This window comes from Bradyrhizobium sp. Mp27 (genome assembly GCF_029953005.1).
GTDB lineage: Bacteria > Pseudomonadota > Alphaproteobacteria > Rhizobiales > Xanthobacteraceae > Bradyrhizobium > Bradyrhizobium barranii.
Genome location: NZ_JASAUS010000073.1, coordinates 20,848 through 43,577, shown reverse-complemented (window position 1 = coordinate 43,577; position 22,730 = coordinate 20,848). Strand labels below are relative to the sequence as shown.

Annotated in this window: 21 protein-coding genes; 14 read left to right on the top strand and 7 right to left on the bottom strand. The window is 61.5% G+C overall.

Translation table 11 applies throughout. The annotated features are described in order from the left end of the window. Nucleotides 1–127 precede the first annotated feature (127 nt). The 3 genes from QJT78_RS29885 to QJT78_RS29875 are packed head-to-tail and all read left to right on the top strand — an operon-like array spanning nucleotide 128 to nucleotide 1,324. Complete coding sequence (locus tag QJT78_RS29885) at nucleotides 128–646, top strand: HEAT repeat domain-containing protein (RefSeq protein WP_038945029.1); 519 nt, start codon at nucleotides 128–130, stop codon at nucleotides 644–646. A 15-nt stretch (nucleotides 647–661) separates the two neighbouring features. Next, on the top strand, nucleotides 662–1,123 hold the full coding sequence (locus QJT78_RS29880; RefSeq protein ID WP_028154424.1) for a hypothetical protein: 462 nt from the start codon (nucleotides 662–664) through the stop codon (nucleotides 1,121–1,123). Nucleotides 1,124–1,147: 24 nt separating this feature from the next. Next, nucleotides 1,148–1,324, top strand: a complete 177-nt coding sequence (locus QJT78_RS29875; protein WP_249163845.1) for a hypothetical protein — start codon at nucleotides 1,148–1,150, stop codon at nucleotides 1,322–1,324. A gap of 90 nt (nucleotides 1,325–1,414) precedes the next feature. Here the strand turns inward: QJT78_RS29875 and QJT78_RS29870 are convergent, their stop codons facing one another. Next, nucleotides 1,415–1,714: a hypothetical protein gene (locus QJT78_RS29870; protein WP_028151721.1), complete on the bottom strand. Its 300-nt coding sequence runs from the start codon at nucleotides 1,712–1,714 to the stop codon at nucleotides 1,415–1,417. A gap of 205 nt (nucleotides 1,715–1,919) precedes the next feature. After that, nucleotides 1,920–3,353, bottom strand: a complete 1,434-nt coding sequence (locus QJT78_RS29865) for a DUF1254 domain-containing protein (RefSeq protein WP_038953093.1) — start codon at nucleotides 3,351–3,353, stop codon at nucleotides 1,920–1,922. A 624-nt stretch (nucleotides 3,354–3,977) separates the two neighbouring features. On the opposite strand from QJT78_RS29865, the gene QJT78_RS29860 reads away from it, so the two are divergent. The 3 genes from QJT78_RS29860 to QJT78_RS29850 all read left to right on the top strand — a co-directional run bounded on the left by QJT78_RS29860 (nucleotide 3,978) and on the right by QJT78_RS29850 (nucleotide 6,378). After that, entirely contained in the window at nucleotides 3,978–4,721 is a 744-nt protein-coding gene (locus tag QJT78_RS29860; RefSeq protein WP_028151719.1) for a hypothetical protein, read from the top strand. Nucleotides 4,722–4,915: 194 nt separating this feature from the next. Beyond that, nucleotides 4,916–5,377, top strand: coding sequence for a nuclear transport factor 2 family protein (locus tag QJT78_RS29855; protein WP_028151718.1), 462 nt, complete (start codon nucleotides 4,916–4,918; stop codon nucleotides 5,375–5,377). Between the two features lie 407 nt (nucleotides 5,378–5,784). Then, entirely contained in the window at nucleotides 5,785–6,378 is a 594-nt protein-coding gene (locus QJT78_RS29850) for a DUF6647 family protein (protein ID WP_028151717.1), read from the top strand. 387 nt (nucleotides 6,379–6,765) lie between these two features. Here the strand turns inward: QJT78_RS29850 and QJT78_RS29845 are convergent, their stop codons facing one another. Both QJT78_RS29845 and QJT78_RS29840 read right to left on the bottom strand, forming a co-directional pair. Next, complete coding sequence (locus tag QJT78_RS29845) at nucleotides 6,766–8,037, bottom strand: hypothetical protein (protein WP_028151716.1); 1,272 nt, start codon at nucleotides 8,035–8,037, stop codon at nucleotides 6,766–6,768. Nucleotides 8,038–8,175: 138 nt separating this feature from the next. Further along, entirely contained in the window at nucleotides 8,176–9,585 is a 1,410-nt protein-coding gene (locus tag QJT78_RS29840; RefSeq protein ID WP_028151715.1) for a PLP-dependent aminotransferase family protein, read from the bottom strand. A gap of 109 nt (nucleotides 9,586–9,694) precedes the next feature. On the opposite strand from QJT78_RS29840, the gene QJT78_RS29835 reads away from it, so the two are divergent. Continuing rightward, complete coding sequence (locus tag QJT78_RS29835) at nucleotides 9,695–10,156, top strand: carboxymuconolactone decarboxylase family protein (protein ID WP_028151714.1); 462 nt, start codon at nucleotides 9,695–9,697, stop codon at nucleotides 10,154–10,156. A gap of 50 nt (nucleotides 10,157–10,206) precedes the next feature. Beyond that, on the top strand, nucleotides 10,207–10,845 hold the full coding sequence (locus QJT78_RS29830; protein ID WP_028151713.1) for an HD domain-containing protein: 639 nt from the start codon (nucleotides 10,207–10,209) through the stop codon (nucleotides 10,843–10,845). Between the two features lie 12 nt (nucleotides 10,846–10,857). On the opposite strand, the gene QJT78_RS29825 is transcribed toward QJT78_RS29830, so the two are convergent. Continuing rightward, nucleotides 10,858–12,159 carry an MFS transporter gene (locus QJT78_RS29825; protein ID WP_028151712.1) on the bottom strand — a complete coding sequence of 434 codons (1,302 nt, stop codon included), beginning with the start codon at nucleotides 12,157–12,159 and terminating at the stop codon, nucleotides 10,858–10,860. 664 nt (nucleotides 12,160–12,823) lie between these two features. Here QJT78_RS29825 and QJT78_RS29820 point away from each other — a divergent pair. From QJT78_RS29820 to QJT78_RS29805, 4 genes are all read left to right on the top strand, one after another. After that, nucleotides 12,824–14,701: an adenylate/guanylate cyclase domain-containing protein gene (locus tag QJT78_RS29820; protein ID WP_080586788.1), complete on the top strand. Its 1,878-nt coding sequence runs from the start codon at nucleotides 12,824–12,826 to the stop codon at nucleotides 14,699–14,701. A gap of 49 nt (nucleotides 14,702–14,750) precedes the next feature. Then, nucleotides 14,751–15,587 carry a phosphatase PAP2 family protein gene (locus tag QJT78_RS29815; RefSeq protein WP_085965588.1) on the top strand — a complete coding sequence of 279 codons (837 nt, stop codon included), beginning with the start codon at nucleotides 14,751–14,753 and terminating at the stop codon, nucleotides 15,585–15,587. A gap of 113 nt (nucleotides 15,588–15,700) precedes the next feature. Beyond that, a complete protein-coding gene (locus QJT78_RS29810; RefSeq protein WP_028151708.1) occupies nucleotides 15,701–16,261 on the top strand; it encodes a papain-like cysteine protease family protein in 561 nt (186 codons plus the stop codon). 29 nt (nucleotides 16,262–16,290) lie between these two features. After that, a complete protein-coding gene (locus QJT78_RS29805) occupies nucleotides 16,291–16,941 on the top strand; it encodes a hypothetical protein (protein WP_028151707.1) in 651 nt (216 codons plus the stop codon). 89 nt (nucleotides 16,942–17,030) lie between these two features. On the opposite strand, the gene QJT78_RS29800 is transcribed toward QJT78_RS29805, so the two are convergent. Next, on the bottom strand, nucleotides 17,031–17,285 hold the full coding sequence (locus tag QJT78_RS29800; protein ID WP_028151706.1) for a DUF3551 domain-containing protein: 255 nt from the start codon (nucleotides 17,283–17,285) through the stop codon (nucleotides 17,031–17,033). A gap of 1 nt (nucleotide 17,286) precedes the next feature. Then, complete coding sequence (locus QJT78_RS29795; RefSeq protein WP_028151705.1) at nucleotides 17,287–17,607, bottom strand: DUF3551 domain-containing protein; 321 nt, start codon at nucleotides 17,605–17,607, stop codon at nucleotides 17,287–17,289. Nucleotides 17,608–17,861: 254 nt separating this feature from the next. On the opposite strand from QJT78_RS29795, the gene QJT78_RS29790 reads away from it, so the two are divergent. Together QJT78_RS29790 and dnaE are read left to right on the top strand one after the other, a co-directional pair. Continuing rightward, on the top strand, nucleotides 17,862–18,581 hold the full coding sequence (locus QJT78_RS29790) for an outer membrane beta-barrel protein (protein ID WP_028151704.1): 720 nt from the start codon (nucleotides 17,862–17,864) through the stop codon (nucleotides 18,579–18,581). A 474-nt stretch (nucleotides 18,582–19,055) separates the two neighbouring features. Next, entirely contained in the window at nucleotides 19,056–22,559 is a 3,504-nt protein-coding gene (gene dnaE, locus QJT78_RS29785) for a DNA polymerase III subunit alpha (RefSeq protein WP_028151703.1), read from the top strand. Nucleotides 22,560–22,730: the final 171 nt, after the last annotated feature.

Here is a 22,730-nt window from a genome sequence, read left to right as displayed (position 1 = left end):
CGTCAACGCATACAACGACAGAGCCGAGCCCTTCGTCTGGACCAAGAAAAAGGTCCGTCAACGCCGTTTCAAAGGCCGCCGTATCACTCAGCTCTGATTCCGGGTACTAGAAAGCAACCGCACTGATATGCAGCGGGTGCAAAGAGCATTGTCCAGTTTGACTTCCCAGGAGTCGCGGGACCGGCGTTGGGCTGTAGAAACTCTAGCCGAGGTCAAACCGGCGACGCAGGAAGTTATAAATATATTGATCGGCATTCTTGAACATCCGCGTACCGAGACTCGGGCCAGCGCGGCGGAGGCGCTTGGCCGAATTGGCCCAGTGTCGCCGGCGATAGTGCCTGCTTTGGTCGCGGTCCTCCACAGCGACGAATATCCGATGGTTCGTGGCCGCGTCGCGCAAGCCCTTGGCCGCATCTGGCTCGTATCATTCGACAGCGTCGTTCAGCAAGTTGAACAGGAGTTGGTCGTCGCGTTGGGCGACGGTGATGCGTCGGTGCGTCAATCGGTAGTCGAGGCTCTCGGCAGTATCGGGCCGCGAGCCGCCGCAGCAATTCCTGCTCTGCAGAATGCCGACAGGATAGAGATGAACGGGGTTGTTTCGGGGATGATTCATGTGGCTCTAACAAGGATTAGTCGAGAGCCCTAAGCACGGAGAGACATCATGGCTCATGCCCTCAATCTCGTGATCCCGATTGGGCAAGACCAGCACACACAAGCGAAGCTTAGGGCGCTTGAAAACGCATTCTCTGAAACTTTCCAGCCCCTGATGGACAAAGCTTTCCGTGATTCATCAGTGATACATTTTGCCCGGGTATTCGTAATTGATGACAAATATCTCGTTCTGGTCGCGGAGTACGACGGGCCCAGCCAAGACTATGTTAACCTTTTTCGGCGGGCTCTCGGATCCGTATTTCGCGAGTTGTTTTCGATGATTGACGGACGGCATGGGGATGATGTGCTGAACGGTCCCAATGCACTGTCTGAGTTTGTCCGATTGTACAATCAACGCTCGTTGGGCGTTTCAGTCGATGGGCACACGGATATTATGGGCAACTTAGACGGGTACCTGTTCTCTGCCTACGCAGATCGAAAGGTGACTGAAATCTCGTCTAAGCTCGAATGATATTTTCGCACACAAAGCGGGCTTCTGCGGCAGGGCAGCCCGGAATTCGTCAAATGGTGGGAAGCCCACGAGATCCGCAGCACCGCCTCGGGCCTCAAGACGATGTCTCATCCAACTCTGGGCGTGCTGCATTTCGAGCACACGAGTTTTCAGGCCAACGACGATCCCGCGCTGAAGCTCGTGATCTACACGCCGGTGTAGGGCGTAGAACGCAGTCATCAGATCGGGAAGGCCACCGGCATATGTCCGGCGGCCTCCACGCTTATTGTGGTTTGCGGGGCGGCGCCCCGACTAGAGATCGATGCTGACGGCGATGTTACGGCCCTGTAGTTCGGCAATCTTCATTCCATCAGCCTGCAGCTGCGCGAACTCCGCGTCCTTTGATACGGCCTCCTGCACCTTGCCGTAGACTTCCCAGTTGGAGTAGCGCGTCGTAACCAGCAACTCTCCTGCCCAGGGACCTGTGTGGAAACGGGAGAGCCGAAGAAACTCGGCACCGTGTTTTTCAAAGATTTTCTTCGCCTGCCGGATGATCTGGACCGTTTCCTCGACCTTGTCGGTTTTGAAGCGAGTAAATTGAACGATCGGCATGGGCTACCTCCTTAGCTGTGTAAACTGTCCAAGAGGCATGTATCGAGCGACGTTTGAGGAGCGAACCTCCCGTTCGATCTCGATGAAGGTTCGTCTTCGGCGGCGTCATCCTGGTTCAGGCTTCGCAAGGGAATCATCTCTGGCCTTTCTTGGGCGCTTTAAATGCGCTGCGCGTGCCTTGCCCGGTCGGGCTCCCTTGGCATTGTCATTGCTGCCGGCCAACGGTTTCACTATCGACCCGCTTGATGGCGGGTGGATTCCACACGCCGGTCAATGCCTCCGACTTTGGCGCATAAAGACGCATGGTGAGGTTGAACGGGCTTTTGGGCGCGGGCAGCCAGTTGGCTTCGCGATCGCCGCCCGGATTGTCATTCTGGACGTAGAGCGTGAGCGATCCGTCGGCGTCGCGCTTGAACGGCATCCAGCTGCTCACCGCAAAGCGATTGAGTGGATTGGCAACCTGGAAGCCTTCATCGTCATACAGGGTGATTGACCAGAATGCCTCGACCGGCGGCACCGCGTCCTTGGCAAAGCGGACGATGTATTTGTTTGCGCCGTCGAGCGGCTTGCCGTTTTCATCGCCAACACTGTTCGGGTAGATCGCGTCCTCCGGCAGATTAGCGCCGAGTCCGAGCTGCGCGACGATCGCGCGCTTCAAGTAGTAGTTCCCGTAAACGCCCATCGTGTCCGTGTTCATGGACCAGTGATTTGCAACGCGCGCCAGCGTTGGGATTTTCCATGCCATCAGTCTTTGCGCCTGAGCCGGCGCATCCTCGATAGCTTTCCGTATCGTCGCATCGGCTTTGGTCATGTCGAAGTTCTTGCCCGGTTCGAGCCCTATCCGCGCCATGCGCGCGATGATCGGCTCATCTGTGATGTGTGGCGGGTGGACCTTGGATAGCTCCGCCGCATAGGCAAAAAACTTATCGCCTGCCATCGTGTCGACTTGCAGCTTCGGCGGCGTCTTGACGTCAACGTTGGGATCGATGGTCTGTGTCACGGCGACCGGGGGCTTACCCCATCCAGATACCGGTGTGATCTTGTACCCCTTCTGCACCTCGTGAACCGCAGCATAATCGGCAGGACCATCGGTCTTGGTGCGGCCGATGATCCAGACATAAGGCGTCGGCGCGTCGATACGCGCGAAGCCCGCCGGCACGTTTCCGTTCCAGCCCGGCGGCACGACCAGGAAATTCGCTGCCTTGGTGCCTGTCGTACGCCATCCCGGCGACGCGAACACATCGGTCCACATGTCGAGCATCGGCAGCAGGTAGTAGCGGCCACCGGTATCAGGAACCGAAACGACCATGGGTTCGCGGGTCAGGTCGAGCCAGGCGCTCGAATACAGCGTGTCGAAATTGGGCCGCACCACCGCCTTCATGTCTGCGGTCGGGTAGGCCTGGATATTGTCGAACGTGTTGGGAGGACCGCCTATTGCCGCAGTTTTGGGATCGGAATTGATGAGCTGCTTGCGCGTCAGGTCCATCGTCACGAGCGGATAGAAGTAGACATACGCCTCCGCAGCGATCGCTTGTGCCTCTTCCGCAGAAATCGATTGAGCGGCGCTCGGGCTCGATGTCGACACGATGAGACTCAAACCCGTCAGGATCGCAGCAAGCGACAACAGATGCTTTTGCATGAAGGGTTCTCCTGAAATTCGCTGCATTGGCCGAGTGGGGCGATGTAGTGGCCCCACTGCGGGTGTTTTCCTATTTCCTTCCAACTCAGGCAAAGGAGGATGAGCCAGCTAAGCGGCGAAGCGTCGCGTTCTGGTTGATCTAGATCAAGGGACGTCCGCCGACGGGTCACGAGCGGCGTTGCTCTGACGGATCGCCGATGCGGGCGAGGGCGCGGCCGACGGACGCGCGACGGCGCGATCGGGCGATTGTCGCCGATGAGCTTGCGGCGAACAGTCGCGGCTTGTGACCTATGACAGACGTCTGCGGCCTCGGAGTGGTGTTCGCGGCGAAGCGCAATCGAGTGATCGCAATGCACGCTGGTGGGCGGAGTTGCTGATTGTACCGAGGGACTCGTGGTGCTACGTTTGTAGACGTCATGCCGTTTTCGGTTTGATGCGACGGGCGATCGGGCTTACGGACTGCCGCCCGTTCATTTGAAATTGGAATAGTTGAGCCAATAGTGTCCCGCCTCCGGCCCCCCTTTTGAGTGCGGTCGGACGATGTTTTTCATTGGCCTCCGTTCTTCCCATTGACTCGGAGGCGGGCTTTTTTCAGTCGAACTTTGCAACAAGTCGATCTTCGACATGTGCATTCTGACAAGCCACGCGGATCGTGCCGCACCACATCACCATCTGAACGCGAGGTGGGGCAGCCATTGCCTGATGGTTGCGTTGCTCTTGGCCGCTTCTCTGTTTCAGTTCACGCCCAGAGCGTGGGGACAATGCTCGGCGCGCGACGTGTTACAGAATCAACTGAAGCTCGGCAAAGTTCGTGCAGTTGATTGGCCGCAAAAACTCATCGGGTCCGCCCGCGATGCTCCGACCTGGAAGACGATTGCAGTCGGCACGTTTGGCAACTCCGTTGGGTTGCGCAATGCATTGGATGCCGTCGGTTGCAATATCGGCGGGCTGGCCGCGGAAGTTCTCGCTCGACCGGCATTTGCCGTCAGCTCTAGCAAGATGGACGTGGAGCTTGTGGTGGTATCCGCGGTCCAGCTCGGCTTCAAGACCGATAGCGTGCCTCTGGCCGTCATTTACGCACGGGCCCGGCAACTCGGCTTTGAACTTGCGGCAGCGGAGGTCGGTCCGCAATTGCGTCTTCAATATCTCGATCAGCCGATGGGCGAATTCCTCATCGTGGGAATGCAGCCGATCAAGACGTGGAGCGGAGAGCCGGTGGTTCTCAACGTGGCGAATGGCGGAGCCGGATTGATCCTGATCGGCCAGGACGGACGAGATGACGCTGAAATACCGGCGACCTCCCGTTTTCTCTTCGTGCGGGCGCCTGACCTTAGCGGCGGAATCGCGGCCGCTCTGCTGCCACCATGAAGACGAACGACCAAATTTCGAGCAGCGCTGACAGCGGAGAAAATTCCTTGCGTCAGATCAAGAGAGACATCCTGTCCATGGAGAACAACGAGGCTGCGGGCCCAAATGCAGCGGCATCGGGAGTTCACGGGGGATGGAGGTAAGCCTGGTCTCAAGTCTCGTCTGGAGCGGCGTCAACAGTAGGGAGTGACATCATGCGCGGATTCGGAGCTGTATGTATCTCGCTGTTACTATCGGCAATTCCCGCGACTGCGTCGGATCAAAATCTCAAGGAGGAAATTGGAAAGATAGGTTCAGCATATGAGCGGTACTTCAGCAACAAGGATCCCGCCGGGATTACTTCGCTTTATACCAAGAACTATATGCGCGTGACTGAAGACGGCGTGGTGGACAATACCAGATACTATGAGAACGCTTTCAAGGCGGGAGTTAATCGCCTCGAGGTCAAGACGACCGAGGTTCAGTCATTGTCAGAAAGCATGGCTCTGGTCACGGGCGAGTCTCGTGTTACTGGCAACAGCGAGACAGGCGCTCCCATAGACTTCACCGTTGTTTGGACCGCTCTCGATGTTCGCGAGGACGGGCAATGGAAGATTCGCATGCTGACGTCGGTCCCCAAACCGCCGCCGCCCCAGCCGCAGCAGGCCGCAAAGTAACTCAAGAAGAGCGGGCGATGGCGCTCTGCTCGTAACGCTGCCAGCTCAGCCGCCTGTTTACGTGTCATGTGCCGTTCAAGCCTTGTACTTTGCGTTGTTGCTGCGGCGTGCAGCCTCGGGAATCGGCGCACATCACCAGCAACATTTTCTGAACGGTTTGCCCCGGCGCTCATGTCCGCTACTACGCACTAGCGACATGGTTCCGTCGTCTGCTAAACGGCCGGCCGGTGTCCGGTGGAGTACGAGGCGCGCCGCTCACCAGCATGTTCGGTGACCGGCGTTGTGAGTTCTTTGGGTGTGAATGGGTTCACAACGACGTCGCCAGGCGAATGCTATGTTCCAGCCGTTCAACTGCCGACTGTTTTTTTGAAGAGTGTCTTTTTCGAACAGCCTCTGAGGAGAGGATCATGTTCAAGCAATTCCTCTTGGTCGCGGCGATAGCCTCCTTGACGTTAGCCACATCCACTAGAGCCCATTGCGAATATGCTTCGGAGCGCAGCGCGTCCGCCAAGTCGCGTTCGGTTTCGTTGCAGTCTGATAAGGCTCAACTTGCGGAAGCCCAGTTGGATGACATTGTGACTTGGCTCTCATCGAATTTCGACCTGCCTGCCATCAAACAGCGCCCCGTCGTTGAATTTTCGTCGAAGATGGAGCTTGCGAGGTTGCGCGCAAGGGACCGTACCTCTTCGCAAGGCTTCATGGAAAGCGATGGACAACTACCTCAGCGCGAGGTTGTCGCGCTTTACGACAACGAGACGAGAACGATCCTGCTTCCCGATGATTGGGGCGGCACTTCGCCGACCGACCAATCGGTCTTGGTACACGAAATGGTCCATCACCTTCAGAATGTTGGAAGGCTCAAATTTGATTGCCCACAGGCGCGAGAGAAGTTGGCCTACCTGGCTCAGGATAAATGGCTGGAGCGGTTCGGGCTTAGCCTGGAGAGCGAGTTCGACGTCGACATGTTCACGGTGCTGGTTTCTTCAGCATGCATGTATTGATTGTGATTGGTCGATCCCAGTCGCTGTCGAACGATTGCCTTTCCAAAGGAGCGCAAAGCGCAGATCATCTCGCACGTACCAACAGGATCTTCAGCGGATTTGATTGATGGCCAGACTCTTGGCGGTCCTCGCAATTGCATTGGCGATCCTGGCGATGGCGCGGGGACAGCAGAATCAGTTTGTACCGCTGCCGACAGGACGAATGCCAGCGGTGCTTGTTCCCTGAGTCATCCCAAGGTGACAGGTTCATCCATTCAGCCGGTGGCGCACAGACTCGTTCGTGACCAAAGCGTATTTCCGAGGTGGCGCAGGCGAAGTCAGCGACGGCCCCAGAGTGAAGCTACGTTAGGCCACGGGCCTTCGAATTGCGCTCCAGCGCTCCAGCGCTTACGGCGACGGCACGGTCGAAGGCGGCGCGGTGACGTTCGGCAGCGGAGTTGCTGGCCAAGGGCTTGCCGGCCAGGGACCTTTCGGCTTGGCTGCGACCGACGAGCACGCCGCCGCAAGCTGAGTTCGCATCGACGCCAGGCCCGTCAGGTCGATGTCGAATTTCGCGACATCCACCTTTTCGTCCGGCATCGGCGTGGTCCGCCGGACATGGAGAGAGCGAGACGCCATGATCGCCTTGACCATGTCAGGGTCGATGCTGCCGCTCCACATCTCGTAATTCGCGGCCCGCACCGGAAAACCTCCGGCCTCCTGGTCCTTGTCAGCGTCCGCGGTCATCATGATCGTACTTTTGCCGACGCTCGCCTCGTCGATCTCGCCCGCGAACAGCAGCGGCACGCGATTCCTGGTTTCGCAAAACATGCGCCACTCCATCGTCCGGAACGAGGAGCCGCTTTCCTTCTTCATCACCGCGATCTTGCTGATGAACGGCCGCGTTGCCTTCTCCAGCCTCCACATCCCTTCGGCAAACGGTCGCGTGTCGATTCCGAAACGATAGAGCTCGGCTCGCGTCAGCATATGCAGGTTTTCGAACTTCACCGTACGGATGAGAACGTCGAGCTCGCGGCTGATCCCCATCGCCGCGATGAACGCAGCGCGGTCGCGGTCGGCGTTCGCGATCCGGCGCTGCCTGTATTCCGCGACCGCCTGCGACGCCGGATGCCCGTGAAAGACGAGGACCAGCCTAGAGTTATGGACCGCCAGGGCGGCGTCGGGAGCGACCTCGCGTGAAGTCGCCCCGAGAAACAGGTAACCGCAGGCCGAGTTGCACATCGCATGGTAGGTCGTGAGCTCCGCCTCGACCTCGCCGCCGGCGGCCTTGGTCTTCAGGCATGCGGCGTCCACCTGTGTGCCGGCGGCGCACGCCGACGCGATCGTCCGGCCGACCCGTGCGACCGCCTTGCGACTGCGCAGCAGCCGGCCGATGACGTAGGACTGCTCCACGTTCCCGCCGGGCGAATGAAGGTAGATCGGACGCCGAGTGTCCTTGACGCCGGCCAGGAAGCGGCGAATTCGCGGCGCGGCGTCGCCATCGATCTCACCCTCGATGGCGATCCAGCGGTCGCAGCCGGGCCCGCACGCGTCCGGTGCCCCCTTGGCAAGATAGATCGTTAGCCTGCGCGCAAATCCGGGATTTTCGGCAGGCGTTTCCTCGGCATGCAGTGCGCAGGGAAGCAGCATGGCCACGAGAAACAAAATACGGGCAAGCATGTAACGACTGGGCCACGCGCGGTGAAGATAGGCGCCGACGTTACATGATGATCGGCGCGCCTACAACTTTCGGTGGCACGCCGGCGCGCGCTTATTGCGCCGGGCGGCACATCGTGCTTTCTCGAAGTACAGCGCCCGTCACGTCAGACGATCGATGATTTCGAAGAGCCTGTCGCAGGAAGCCTCGATCCGCTTTTGCGGCGATGTGGCGATACCCAGCAACAGACCGGGGCGCGCCGAAGCCGTGGACGCATACCAGAGCGACAGCGGGGTAGGCGCCAGCCCGAACGATGCCGCTTCCCTGGCGATGGCGAGATCGGGCGCTCCATCCGGCAGCCGCAGGACCGCGGCCAATCCGGCAAGCGCAACGTTGGCGGTGCGTGTCCGAAGCTGTTTCAGCAATGCATCGCCTTGCGCGGCGTAGACCCGCTTCGTGCGCCGGAGATGCCGCAGATAATGGCCCTCGCGCATGAAATCGGCGGTCGCGAGCTGCACCGCGGGCCCGGGCGCCGGCGCGAGGCAGGCCGCGGCTTCGGCAAATCGCGACGCCAGAGCGGCGGGTGCAACGACAAAGCCGAGCCGCAAGGCAGGGGTCACGGTCTTGCTGAAAGAGCCGATGTGGATGACGCGGCCCGCGCGATCGAGCGAGGCGAGCGCCGGCGTGGCCCGGCCCTTGAGCTGAAGCTCGCTGAGATAGTCATCCTCGATCACCCACGCCTTGCGTCGGGTGGCCCAGTCGAGCAGGCGCGAACGCCTTGCCAGCGACAATGTGGATCCGAGTGGCGCCTGCTGCCCGGGCGTCACGACGACGAGCGCCGCGTCGGGAGCATGCTTGAGGCCGTAATCGACATCGATGCCGTCAGCGTCGACCGGGATCGGCGCGATCGACAGTCTTGCAAGCGCGAGACCGTGCCGCGTGAAGGGAAAGCCCGGATTCTCCACCCAGACCTTTGTCTTTGGCTCGAGACCGAGGACACGGAGCGCCAATCCGAGGCCGCCGCTGAAACCGCTGGTGATGATGATCTGCGACGGCGCGCACGCGATGCCGCGCGCCAGCGCAAGGTAGGCTGCGATCTCGCGTCGCAAGTCGAGCTCGCCACGCGGATCCGGATAGATCGCCGGCGCGCTCATTTCGACGCGAACCGCCTGCGCGCGCATCCTTGCGAGCAGCGTCGCAGGAAAGGTCTCTTGCGCAGGCACGCCCATCTGGAAGATTGCCGGCCCCGCCGTGAGCTCCTGGTACATCTCCATGAACGAGCCGGGCGCCGGGGCTTTGTCCTTCCGAACGGGAAGGGGCGGCCGATCCGCGACATGCGTGCCGGTCGCGCGTGACGCGACGATCAGTTGGGCGGAGGACAGCTTTTCATAGGCCGCGCGCACGGTGCCCCGCGCGACGCCAAGCTGGGCCGCCAGGTCCTGCCAGGAGGGCAGGCGCGCACCGGGCGCGAGCACGCCGTTCGCGATGGCGGCCCTGATGCCCCCATGGATCTGCTCGGCCAGCGGCGTCTTCGCAGATCGATCCAGTTCCAGCCGCAGCGGTTTGGTCATGCTCCATGGTACACGATTTTCGTGCGTTCTTGGTCCTTTTCTATGGACCAGGGCAGGGGCATTTAAGGCGGAGACAAGGGCCGGGCATCGATCATCAAGGAGCAGGACAATGACCAGGCGTCTCGACTACGACCGTATCGCGCCGGCGGGTGTGAAGGCGCTGGGCGGCGTCTACGGCTATATCATGCAGAGCAATCTTCCGGCGGGGTTGATCAACCTCGTCTATCTGCGCGTATCCCAGATCAACAACTGCGCTTTTTGCCTCGACCTGCACATGCGCGATCTGCTCAAGAGCGGGGTGAAGATCGAAAAGCTCGCGCTGCTGCAGGCGTGGGAGGAAGCTGGCAATCTGTTCGACGCGCGCGAGCGCGCCGCCCTCGCATGGGCCGAAACGGTGACCCGCGTCGCGGATGCCGGCGTGCCGGATCAGGCGTATGAAGCCGCGCGCACGGTGTTCGAGGAGCGCGAGCTCGTCGACCTCACCATCGCGATCGGTCTGATGAACACGTACAATCGCATGGCGATCAGCTTCCGTAAAACGCCGCAGGCTGCCGTCGAGAAGGCCGCCTGACGGGCCACGAACGGCATCGGCCGCAACAGATGCAAAGCAGGAGCTTGAAAATGACGAACGTGATTTCCGGCGTCAAAATTCCCGACAGCAAGCTGGCGCGCGAAGCCGCTGAGCTGGTGCGCAGTTACGAGGACGAGATGCTGTTCAACCATTCGGTTCGCGTCTACGTGTTCGGCGCGATGAAGGGGCTGCGCCAGAAGCTGAAGTTCGATGCCGAACTGCTCTATGTCGCGGCGCTGTTTCACGACCTCGGCCTTGTCGATCATTACCATACGGCGACAAAGCGATTTGAGGTCGATGGGGCCGACGCCGCGCGCGACTTCCTCCGGGCGCGCGGCATTGCCGAGCCGCAGGCCGATCTGGTTTGGGAAGCGATCGCATTGCATACCACCCCCGGCATCCCGCAATATATGAGGCCGGAAATCGCCCTGACGAACGCAGGCGTCCTGGTGGATGTCGTGGGCGTCGGCTATGACGACTACACGCCGGAGCAGCGCGACCAGGTGATATCAGCGTTTCCGCGCGGCGACTTCAAGAACGAGTTCCTGAAGGTGCAGACCTGTTCAGCGCTGAAGAAGCCCCAGACGACGTTCGGGACGGTCAATTTCGACTACATCCAGGACCACGATCCGACCTTCCACAAGCCCAACGCCTGTACGCGCATCCGCAACACGCCCTGGCAAAGCTGAACGTGCCTGCCGCTACGCCACCGGGTCGCTTGCGCGGCTGCGGTGATCCGGCGCCAGCGGCGGCGCCGCGCGCGCGGGCGCGTTCGCCGGCGGAGCGGCGTGCCTGCTCGCGGTGACCGCGACCGGTACAGACCTGGCGTCGCGCCAGGCGACGATCCAGATCAGGAAGCCGAGCAGTGCGAGCACGGCGCCGACCGGGCCGGTGGAGGTCCAGCCGAGCCCTTCGCGAATGGCGATGCCGCCCAGGAACGGGCCGAGCGCATTGGCGGTGTTGAACGCCGAATGGTTCAGTGCGGCGGCGAGCGCCTGGGCATCGCCGGCAACGTCCATGAGCCGGGTCTGCAGGATGGCGCCGAGCGAGACGCTGGCGCCGATGGCGAAGACGTCCACCGCGAGCAGCCAGGGATTGCCGGCGGCAAGCGGAAACAGCAGCAGCGCGACCGCGGCGAACAGCAGGATGACGCCTGCTGTCGGCATCAAGGCACGGTCGGCAAAGCGCGGCACGAATAGATTGCCGAGCGTGGCGCCGATGCCGAACACGGCGAGGAAGAACGGGATGACCGCGGTGCTGACCTTGGTGACCTCGATCAGCGTCGTCGCGAGATATGTATAGACGGCGAACATCCCGCCGAAGCCGATGGCGCCGATCGCCAGCGTGATCCAGATGCGGCCGTTTCGGAGCGCACCGAGCTCGCGCAGCGGGTCGGACCGGCCGGCCGCATCGCGCGGCGCGAACAGGGCGCACAGCAGGACCGTGATCAACGCCAGCACCGACACGAGGCCGAAGCTTGCGCGCCAGCCCATCGCCTGGCCGATCAGATTGGCCAAGGGCACACCGATGATCGTGGCAGAGGTCAGGCCGAGCATCACCTGGCCGATCGCCTGCGAACGGCGGTGTTGCGGAACGAGCGAGGCCGCGACCAGCGCGGCGATGCCGAAATAGGCGCCATGCGGCAATCCCGACAGAAATCGCGCCGCGATCATCCAGCCGAAGCCCGGCGCGAGCGCGGTGAGCGCGTTGCCGAGCGCGAACACGGCCATCAGGGCCAGCAACTGGGTGCGCCGGGCGAACCGCGCGCCAAGCACGGCGATCAGCGGTGCGCCCAGCACCACGCCGAGCGCGTAGGCACTGATCGCGTGCCCCGCGGTCGGCTCGTCGATCCCGAGGTCGGCAGCGAAGAACGGCAGCAAGCTCATCGATGCGAATTCGGTGGTTCCGATCGCAAAGCCACCCATCGCGAGCGAGAACAGGACGATGGCGAGGTGAGGGGGCGCTGAGGTGCGGGGCGAGGTCGCGTGAGGCGAGGTCGTCATGTGTCCTGCATTGGTGGCGTCAACGGGAACCAGCCCAGCGAACGTCGCCACCCCTGCAAGATTTGTTGTCGTACTTAAACCTGCACCAGCCCGCGTCAACATCGGAGGCGCGATGCAGGGCATGCCGCATATCAGCGTCCCGATTTAAGTGTGGCGCGATCCGGACGCGTCGCGCACCAACCTGCGGCCTCATCGGTGCGCTTCGGCCTTCCCGCGACTTTCGCTATCCGCTCTACAGACGGGGTTGACACGCCTGAGGGTAGAACAGTTGCATAGCTGCGGCAAAGTGTATTGGCGGTTGAAGCGGTCGGCGCGACCTTTTGCCATCGAGCCCGGCGCGAGGGCTTCCACTTCGACGCCCGGTGCAAGTGAGAATTCGCGAATGCTGTCGAAATTCAGAAGGAATTCATAAGGAATTCAAAAGGAATTCGAAAGGTAGAGTGCATTGATTGGGCGCCTCATTCCGGCGCGAGCCGCTCATCGCCAAGACGAGGTAATCCGAAGAAGCCCTTTACTCTCCGCCGCCACTTGTTGTGGCGCTGCCGCTCCGACCCATTCGGGTGATTTTGGTAGCGCCTCAACCGAATTGCGTTTAGCGTGTTGCAGATTGGTTCAACGACGAGACTCTGCTCGGCAAGAGGCTTTATTCGCCGCTGAGGGATCAATGAAGTCGGAGCCTACGAGCGTCCCCCCGTCGTCGCCGAACACCACCAACGACAGTGGTGCGAGGTTGGTTGGTGCTGCCGAACAGGACTTCAATTCCCAAGTAGGTACGATCCTCGAATTCGAAAGACCTTTCCGCGCCGTCCTCGTGGCGGACGTCGTCAGCTATACCAGACTTATGGAAGCTGCTGAGGTCGAGACGCATAGTCGCTATCGGGCTCTTCGCGTGAGCGTCATCGATCCCGCCTTGATCGGTCGACGAGGCGAGATTGTGAAGAACACCGGCGACGGCTTCGTCGCGGTGTTCGAGAGCCCGCTCGATGCCCTTCGCTGTGCCTCCGAGTTGCAGCGTGAGGTCACCGGGCTTGAGACCCTGCAACCTCCCGAGCGCCGCATAGCCTTTCGCATCGGCGTTCACTGGGAGCCTGTCATCTTTGATCTGAACGATGTTTACGGCCATGGCGTCAATATCGCAGCACGCTTGCAATCTGTCGCTCCCGCCGGTGGCGTTGTGGTGTCATCGGCCCTTTTGCGAGTAACTGCCGATCTGAGCGAATTCAAGTTTGACGACCTGGGTGAGCTTCATCTCAAGAACCTGTCGCGGCCGGTTCATGCCTTTCTCCTGCTCTCGCCGGGAGTGGACCGCCGCACGGTGATCGGCGCTTCCACCAAATCTTCGAGACGAACCAAACTGCCCTCGATCGCCGTTCTTCCGTTTGCGAACAGCTCTTCGGAGGTTGACGACAGCTATTTTGCCGAAGGCTTCGTCGAAGACATCATTGTCAGCCTGAGTAATATTCAGGAGCTCCTGGTGGTGTCTCGCGGGTCGACGATGCCGTTTCGTCAGCGCGAGATCGATCCCGTCGAAATCGGCGAGAAGCTTGGCGTTCGCTATTACGTCAGCGGTCACGTTCGCCGATCGGGCAAGCGATTCCGGTTCTCGGTCGAGCTGGTCGATGTTGCGACTGGCTCCGTGGTGTGGGCCGAGAAATACGACACGGACCTTGCGGACGTTTTCGAAGTCCAGGACGAGATCGCCATTGGTGTCGTTGAGAAGATCGCCGCCTATGTGCGTCGCGCAGAGATCAAGCGGGCGCTGCGAAAGCCGCCGAAGAGCCTCAATGCGTATGACTATCTCCTGCGGGCGCTTGAGCTGCTCTACAAATTCGATTTCGCGAGCTTCTCGCGCGCCAAAGGGCTGCTCGAGAAAGCCAGCGAGGAAGACCCCGAATACGCGGCGCCGTACGCGTTCGCTGCGAAGTGGCACAATTTCAAGATCGCGGAGGGGTGGTCGTCGGATTTCGATGCGGACTCGGCCGACGTGATCCGGCTGTCCAATTGTGCCATCGAAAGAGACCCGCAAAATGCTCTCGCGCTCGCGATCCAGGGGCACGGCAAGAGCATGTTCTTTCGTGACTACGACAGCGGATTGGACCTGTGTGAGCGGGCTCTTGCCATATCCCCCAGCAATTCGTGGGCATGGGTGTTCGGGAGCGGGACCCCCGGGTTCATCGGCGATGCTTCAACCGGAATCGCCCGTGCGGAGCGCGCCATCCGGCTTTCACCACTTGGCCAACAGGCCTTTTTCAATTTCTGCCTGCTCGGCCAAAATCATTATCTGAACGGAACATTTGATGATGCCATTCGCTGGTCGAAGAAGTCTTTGACTCTCAGCCCGCGTTTTGGAAACGCCGCGCGCGTCCTCGCCGCAAGCCTCGTCGCGGTTGGTCGCCTGGAGGAAGCGCGGCAGGTCTCGCAGCACCATAAGAACATCCTGCCCGGCTTCAGGGTATCGGACTATGCGCGCCGTTGTCCGTTCAAGGAGCCCCAGGGGTCTTTGTATGTCGAGCGATTAGGAGCAGCTGGGTTGCCGGATTGATGGGGCCAGGAGCCCGGTTCAAATTATTAGCCCCTCGATGGAGAGCACAATGCCTGGTGTTGCAGGAGGAGGCGGTGGCGGCGGCGGCGGTGGTGGCGGCGGTGGCGGCGGTGGCGGAGGCGGCGGCGGTGGTGGCGGAAACGGCGCGGTCAGCGGCGGTTACGTTGGTGGTGGAATTCCCCCGCGTCCTTTCCCGATCTTCGAGAGTCTCGTCGGAGTCCCGCCCGGTAGCTTGAATTACGGGGCGACATTTCCGCTGTCTGCCTGGCGCCCTGACTTTTTTGCCCAGATCGCATTGCTCGAATTTGCCAGGACCGATTGGCAAACCATCACTGTCGCCGGCCCGCCAACGGATCACGATGTGATTTTCGGGGAGATCGATGAACTCCTTGGGGCGTCGATGGATCGTCGCAAGAGATTGGCAGATGAGATCGTCGATCAGGACGTGAGGCTTGTCGGCTATTTTGCGCAGGTCCTCATGCTTTCGCCGTCGGCGCATCCAAATACGATCAAGATTCTGGAGATGGCCGATCATGTTGGGCTGATGGTCGCCGTCTACTACAAGCTCAGGTTCAATCGCGGGCGGCCGCAACAGGTGTGTCCGGCGCTTTTCCCAATGGTCGCGTCGCCCTGGCACGCCTCCTATCCGAGCGGACATTCGCTGGAGAGTCATCTGATGGCACTGGCGCTGGGAGAGATTATCCCCGGTGCGAAGAGTGCACTGAGGGCGCTGGCCGCGCGGATCGGGAAGAATCGCGAGATCGCTGGCGTTCACTACCCGAGTGACACGGCTGCCGGGAAGGCCATTGCTGAAGCCGTGTTTCCGTACCTCCAGCAATGCAGCACCTTCCATGCGGTGACCGAGGTGGCAAAACAAGAGCATTGAACAGTGCCTAATGTCGCAGCCGAGATCGCATCCTTGGATTTTGCAAGGATGCGCTCCGCACGGCCACAAGGAATTGAAGTTGGACCAATCGATCTCAACCACGAGGTATTGCAATGGGTGTGGAAGAAATTTCCGTCATCGAAAGGACACGGATTCAGTTGGCGCCAGATTTCACGATGCAACATCAGTGTCACATCAATTGGTGCTGGGCAGCTGTCGCTTCCAGCATCTCGCGCTATTACGACGAGACCAGTACTTTCACGCAGTGCCGCATCGCCAACCTCGAATTGAACCGGCATGATTGCTGTGATTTCCCTTGCGGCACGCCGGGCCTGGAATTCGATGTGACGCATAGCCTCGGATCACCGCTCAACCGAGTCCGCTGCCTCGCCGTGTTGGCCCTCGACCAACGAGCGACACGAATGGAGGTGCAGCAGGAGATCAGTGCAGGGCGACCCATTTGTGTTCGCACGGTCTGGTCGGGAGACGAAGATGAGGAGGGACCGGCGCACTTCGTCGCAATCGTCGGATATCTGGAGGATACCGACAGCCTGGTCATTGAGGATCCCCTTTTCGGCCTAACACCAGAGATCCAGTTTAATCGATTTTGCTCAAACTATCAGGACGCCAAAGGTGTCTGGACGGACACTTACTTCACCAAGCCCCCGGTCTAGAACCTCGCCACCGTGAAAGGAGAGAAAAGATGGCAATTCATCCCAGCGATCCTCCGGCGGCTGCGGTCGTAGCTGTGAAGCGAGCGGTGGCGATCCGGGTGGGCAACCCGAAATTCCCGCGATCAAAGCTTTCCACTGCCAACCGCGACGCGGTCTTCATTTCCCTGCCGCATCGCATTGCCTATCTGGCTTTTGGCAAGATCCGTCGCGCAGACCAACTCAGAGCGGCTGCGAAGCTAGGCAATTGGAGATTTCTTGTGATTGAAGCGAAGCGGCGCACCGCCGCTGATGATGGTGGAGGGGAGGAACAGGAGCCGATCGCTGCTGCGACAATCGTGGAGTCGGCAGCGACGACGTATGATACGACGTATGAACTGGGTGACCTGAACGAAGGGCCGTTTGTGGCGGCGACGTCGGAGGCGATCCGTCGTGCCGAGAAGCTTCCCGAAGTTCGGGAAGGACGCTTCGAGGCTTTCCTGCTCACCGTGCCGGCGGTCCATTTGACAGCGCTCTGGCTGCAAGATTATCAAGATTGTCATGGCGATGCGGACCTGCTGCTGACGTTACCGCCCTCGGACCAGGCCTTGGAGCCGTATCGGCCGATGGCGTCGGCTGCGTTCTTGGCTGTCGTGCAAGACCTCGCTCGGAAAGTAACTTCCGAATACGCGACGAGGGGGTGAGCGGGCAATGTCGGCGCGATGGAAAAGCTCGCAAGTGCGTTAAGGTCGCAAGGGCGTCAAAGTTGGCAAGTCCCGGCATGGGAGCACGCCTAGTCCGCCTGCTTCGGCCGTCGGGGAGCTTTTGACCTCTTCTGCGGAAAGTACGGGTTCACGGCGCAGCTCGCGGAACGGCCGACGGCGAGAAATTTGCACTGTTCGAGCGAAGTGTAGCGGCAGTCGAAATAGCCGACAGGGCCGTAGATCTGCATGCAGACGGGATAGCTGGGATCATAGGTCTGCGCGTGCGCCGGCACGCCCGAGAAGAGCAGGCCGGTGGCGACGAGCGCGAAGCGGGCGCGACGCATCTCAGCGCGGCGGGTAGTAGCCGGGTGAATAGCCCGGTGTCTGCGTGCGCGGACGATTCTGATAGGCGTAGGGATCATCGCTCTGGCCCGTGAAATACGGATTCGCGAGGCAGGTCAGCGCGCGGCCCGACGAGCTTGCCTGACACTGTGCGTAACTGTCGAACGTGCAATTGCTCAGCCCCGGCCATTCCTGGCCGGTCAGGCAGAACGCGTGATGCGTGCCGAATGCGCGTGCGGGCGTGCTTGCACTCAGCGTGAGCGCGAATGTGGCGATTGCGAGCGAAAATGTGGCGACAATGGGGAGAGCAATCTGTCTACGCATCTCAATCTCCAATCACACAATCGTGCGTGCATCAGATGTCCAAGCACAGATGCAGCATACGTCGTGTAGTCGACATTGGAATTCGTGAAAACCCTTGTTTCAAAGGGTTTCCCGCGCGCGCTGCTAAACATTCATTAACGCAGCACAGCCCTTTGGCTCCGACTGTTGCGTCGGAGTTACAGCAATTCCGTCGAGCGCTGATATGACGACGACACGGCCCGGGGGCCTAACGACGAAACTGGAACGGGAATCAAATGAACAAGAATTTGTTGCTTGCTGCTGTGAGCTTTGTCGCGCTGAGCGCGACTGCGCCGGCGCTGGCTGCTGACCTCGCTGCGCGGCCTTACACCAAGGCGCCTGCGATGATCGCCACCGTCTATGACTGGAGCGGCTTCTACATCGGCATCAACGGCGGCGGCGGTTCGTCGCACGCGACCTGGGATTTCGTTGGCGTTGGTCGTGAAGGCTCGCACGATGCGACTGGCGGCACGGTCGGTGGTCAGATCGGCTATCGCTGGCAGTCCGGCCAGTGGGTGTTCGGCGTGGAAGGCCAGGGCAACTGGGCCGATTTCTCGGGCGACAACACCAGCGCGCTGTTCGCCACCCGCAACCGCACCAAGATCGATGCGTTCGGCCTGATCACCGGTCAGGTTGGCTACGCCTGGAACAACGTCCTGGTCTACGTCAAGGGCGGTGCGGCTGTGGTCAGCAACAAGTACGAGATCTCCAGCACGGCGGGCGCGCTGCTCTCCTCGTCCAGCGACAGCCGCTGGGGTGGCACGGTCGGTGCCGGCCTCGAGTACGGCTTCGCGCCGAACTGGTCGGTTGGCGTCGAGTACAACCACATCTTCCTGTCCGACAAGGACGTGACCTTCGCTGGCTTCGCCGGCTCGGAGCGCATTCGTCAGGACGTCGACATGGGTCTCGTCCGCCTGAACTACAAGTTCGGCGGCCCGATGATCGGTCGCTACTGAGACTGGTCGCTCATTTCGAGCGATCGTCGAAAAGCCCCGGCCTTGCGCCGGGGCTTTTTTGTTGCGTGAATTCAGCGAGTTAACCATCACTTTTCGACAGAGCTCACATGGCTTGACTCTCAAGAACGAAATGAGAACAATGTTCTTCATACGTTCTGGTGATGGAGCAAGCCATGTTCAGGATTTTCGTGGAAGAAGCCGCCGCACTCGCCTCGATCTCGCTGTTCGTCGGGATGATCGCAATCTGGGCGCAGGTGATTCCGCAGCTCTAGGCCGCGGCTGGCCAGAGCCCTTGGTCATGCCCTTGGGGAAAAGCGGGACGACGCGGCCGTTTCGTGGCTCCGGCGTGGACTCTGAAGCGGTGACGCCCCACCATTGTGAGGCGAGTCGGCTGGGTGGGCAGAAGATGTCCTCATGATCCCCCCTGGAGCCGGCGACCGCTCCATCTCATCTGCAAGAGGCCGTCACGCGACCATGCCGAGCGCCGGATTTGTCCACCTTCACGTTCACTCGGCCTATTCGCTGCTCAAGGGCTCGATCAAGATCGCCAAGCTCGCCGAGCTTGCGAAGAAAGACCACCAGCCCGCACTGGCGCTGACCGACACCGACAACATGTTCGGCGCGCTGGAGTTCTCCGACAAGATGGCGGGCTCCGGCATCCAGCCGATCGTCGGCTGCGAGCTCGCGATCGATTTCGGCGACCAGGATCCCAACGCGCGCAATGCGCTGCTGCCGTCGCGTGTGGTGCTGCTGGCGGCCCAGGAGCGCGGCTATCGCAGCCTGATGCGGCTGAACTCGCGCGCGTTCCTCGAATCGCCTGACAGCCACGCGCCGTTCATCAAGTTCGATTGGCTCGACGGTGAGACCGAAGGCTTGATCGCACTCACGGGCGGCCCTGACGGGCCGATCTCGCTCGCGCTTGCCAGCGGGCAGGCCGAAATTGCGGCGACGCGCTGCGAGCGTCTCGCCGGCCTGTTCGGCGACCGCCTCTATGTCGAATTGCAGCGCCACAACATCGACAAGGAGCGGCGCGTCGAAAGCGGGCTGATCGACATCGCCTACGCAAAAGGCCTGCCGCTGGTTGCGACCAACGAGCCGTATTTCGCTTCGAACGACGATTACGAGGCGCACGATGCGCTGCTCTGCATCGCCGGCGGGCGGCTGATCGCCGAGACCGATCGCGTTCAGCTCACGCCCGATCACCGCTTCAAGACCCGCGCCGAGATGGCGGTGCTGTTCGCCGACATTCCGGAGGCGCTGGCCTCGACGGTGGAGATCGCCGAGCGCTGCTCGTTCCGCCCGATGACGCGCAAGCCGATCCTGCCGTTCTTCACCGTCGGCGCCGCCGCAAGCTCCGACGCCGCGTCGGTCGAGGCGGCCGAGCTGAAGCGGCAGGCGGAGGAGGGGCTCGCCAACCGCCTGCGCGTGCACGGCCTGTCGCAGGGCACCACGGAAGAGGACTACAGCAAGCGCCTGGCGTTCGAGCTCGACGTCATTATGCGCATGAAGTACGCGGGCTACTTCCTGATCGTGTCGGACTTCATCAAATGGGCGAAGGGCCAAGGGATTCCGGTCGGACCGGGGCGCGGTTCGGGCGCCGGCTCTCTGGTCGCCTGGGCGCTGACCATCACCGACCTCGACCCGATCAAGTTCGGCCTGCTGTTCGAACGCTTCCTCAATCCGGAACGCGTCTCGATGCCGGACTTCGACATCGATTTCTGCCAGGACCGCCGCGGCGAGGTGATCAGGTACGTCCAGGAGCGCTACGGTCGCGACCAGGTCGCGCAGATCATCACCTTCGGTACGCTGCAGGCGCGCGGCGTGCTGCGCGACGTCGGCCGCGTGCTGCAGATGCCCTATGGGCAGGTCGACAAGCTGACCAAGCTGGTGCCGCAGAATCCGGCCGCGCCGGTGACGTTGGCCGCCGCGATCGAGAGCGAGCCGAAGCTTCAGGCGTTCCGCGATGAAGACCCGGTGGTGGCGCGCGCTTTCGACATCGCGCAGCGTCTCGAAGGCCTGACCCGTCACGCCTCGACGCACGCGGCCGGCATCGTGATCGGCGATCGCCCCTTGAGCGAACTCGTGCCGATGTACCGCGATCCCAAGTCGGACATGCCGGTAACCCAGTTCAACATGAAATGGGTCGAGCCGGCCGGGCTCGTGAAGTTCGACTTCCTCGGCCTGAAGACGCTGACCGTGCTCGACGTCGCGGTGAAGCTCTTGAAGCCGCGCAACATCGACATCGATCTCGCGACGCTGCCGATCGACGATGCCGAAAGCTACCAGATGCTGGCGCGGGGCGAGGTGGTCGGCGTGTTCCAGGTTGAAAGCCAGGGCATGCGGCGCGCGCTGGTCGACATGCGCCCCGACCGTTTCGAGGACATCATCGCGCTGGTCGCGCTGTATCGCCCGGGCCCGATGGCGAACATCCCGACCTATTGCTCGCGCAAGCACGGCGACGAGGAGCCGGAATATCTGCATCCGGTGCTGGAGCCGATCCTGAAGGAAACCTTCGGCGTCATCATCTACCAGGAACAGGTGATGCAGATCGCGCAGGTGATGTCGGGCTATTCGCTCGGTGACGCCGACCTGCTGCGCCGCGCCATGGGCAAGAAGATCCGCGCCGAGATGGACAAGCAACGCGACATCTTCGTCGCCGGCGCGGTCAGGAACGGCGTGCCGAAGGGGCAGGCCGAGACCATCTTCGAGCTGCTCGCAAAGTTCGCCGACTACGGCTTCAACAAGAGCCACGCGGCGGCCTACGCACTGGTGTCCTACCACACCGCCTATATGAAGGCGCATTACCCGGTGGAGTTCATCGCGGCGTCGATGACGCTCGATCTCAACAACACCGACAAGCTCTCCGAATTCCGTTCCGAGGCGCAGCGCCTCGGCATCAAGGTCGAGCCGCCGAACATCAATCGCTCAGGCCCGACCTTCGAGGTCGGTGACAAGACGATCTACTACGCGCTCGCCGCGCTCAAGGGCGTCGGCATCCAGGCCATCGAGCAGATCATCGAGGAGCGGACCAGGCGCGGGCTGTTCACCTCGCTCGCCGACTTCGCCGCGCGGGTCAATCCGCGCGCGATCAACAAGCGCATCATCGAAAGCCTCGCCGCCGCCGGCGCCTTCGACACGCTGGAGCCGAACAGGGCGCGGGTTTTTGCCGGCGCGGACTCGATCCTGGCCGCCTGCCAGCGTGCGCATCAGGCCGAGACCATCGGCCAGAACGACATGTTCGGCATGTCGGCGGACGCGCCGACCATCATGCTGCCGCAGATCGAGCCCTGGCTGCCGGCCGAGCGGTTGCGCCGCGAATATGACGCGATCGGATTCTTCCTGTCGGGCCATCCGCTCGACGATTACGCGATGGTCCTGAAGCGCCTGCGGGTGCAGAGCTGGGCCGAGTTCTCGCGTGCGGTGAAGACCGGCGCCACCGCCGGCAAGGTCGCGGCCACCGTGGTGTCGCGCATGGAGCGGCGCACCAAGACCGGCAACAAGATGGGCATCATGGGGCTGTCTGATCCCACGGGCCATTTCGAGGCGGTGCTGTTCTCCGAAGGCCTCGCGCAATACCGCGATGTGCTCGAGCCAGGCGCCGCCGTGCTGCTCCAGTTGGGCGCGGAATTGCAGGGCGAGGACGTTCGCGCCCGCGTGCTGCATGCCGAGCCGCTCGATGACGCCGCCGCCAAGACGCAGAAGGGCCTGCGGATCTTCGTGCGCGACACCAAGCCGCTGGAGTCGATCGCCAAGCGACTGGCCGGGCCCGACATGGCGGCCTCGAACGGCGCCGCGCCAAAAGTCGGCAGTCCCGGCATCGCGCCGCGTTCGAACGGCGACGGCGAGGTCTCGCTGGTGATGATGCTCGACCTCGAGACCGAGGTCGAGATGAAGCTGCCCGGCCGCTTCAAGGTCTCGCCGCAGATCGCCGGCGCGATCAAGGCGGTCGCGGGCGTGGTAGACGTGCAGCAGCTCTAAAGCACGATGAGATCTGGAAGAATCGTCATCGCGCGTGGGATCGGCGTTAGCGTATGATCTCACGACAAACGCGTGCCGCGTTTGTGGTGAGTGAGAATTGCTGCCCTTTCCCGGATGATGCTTTAGCAGCCGATCTCGAATATTATGCAGATGGACGCAGCTCCGTGCGGT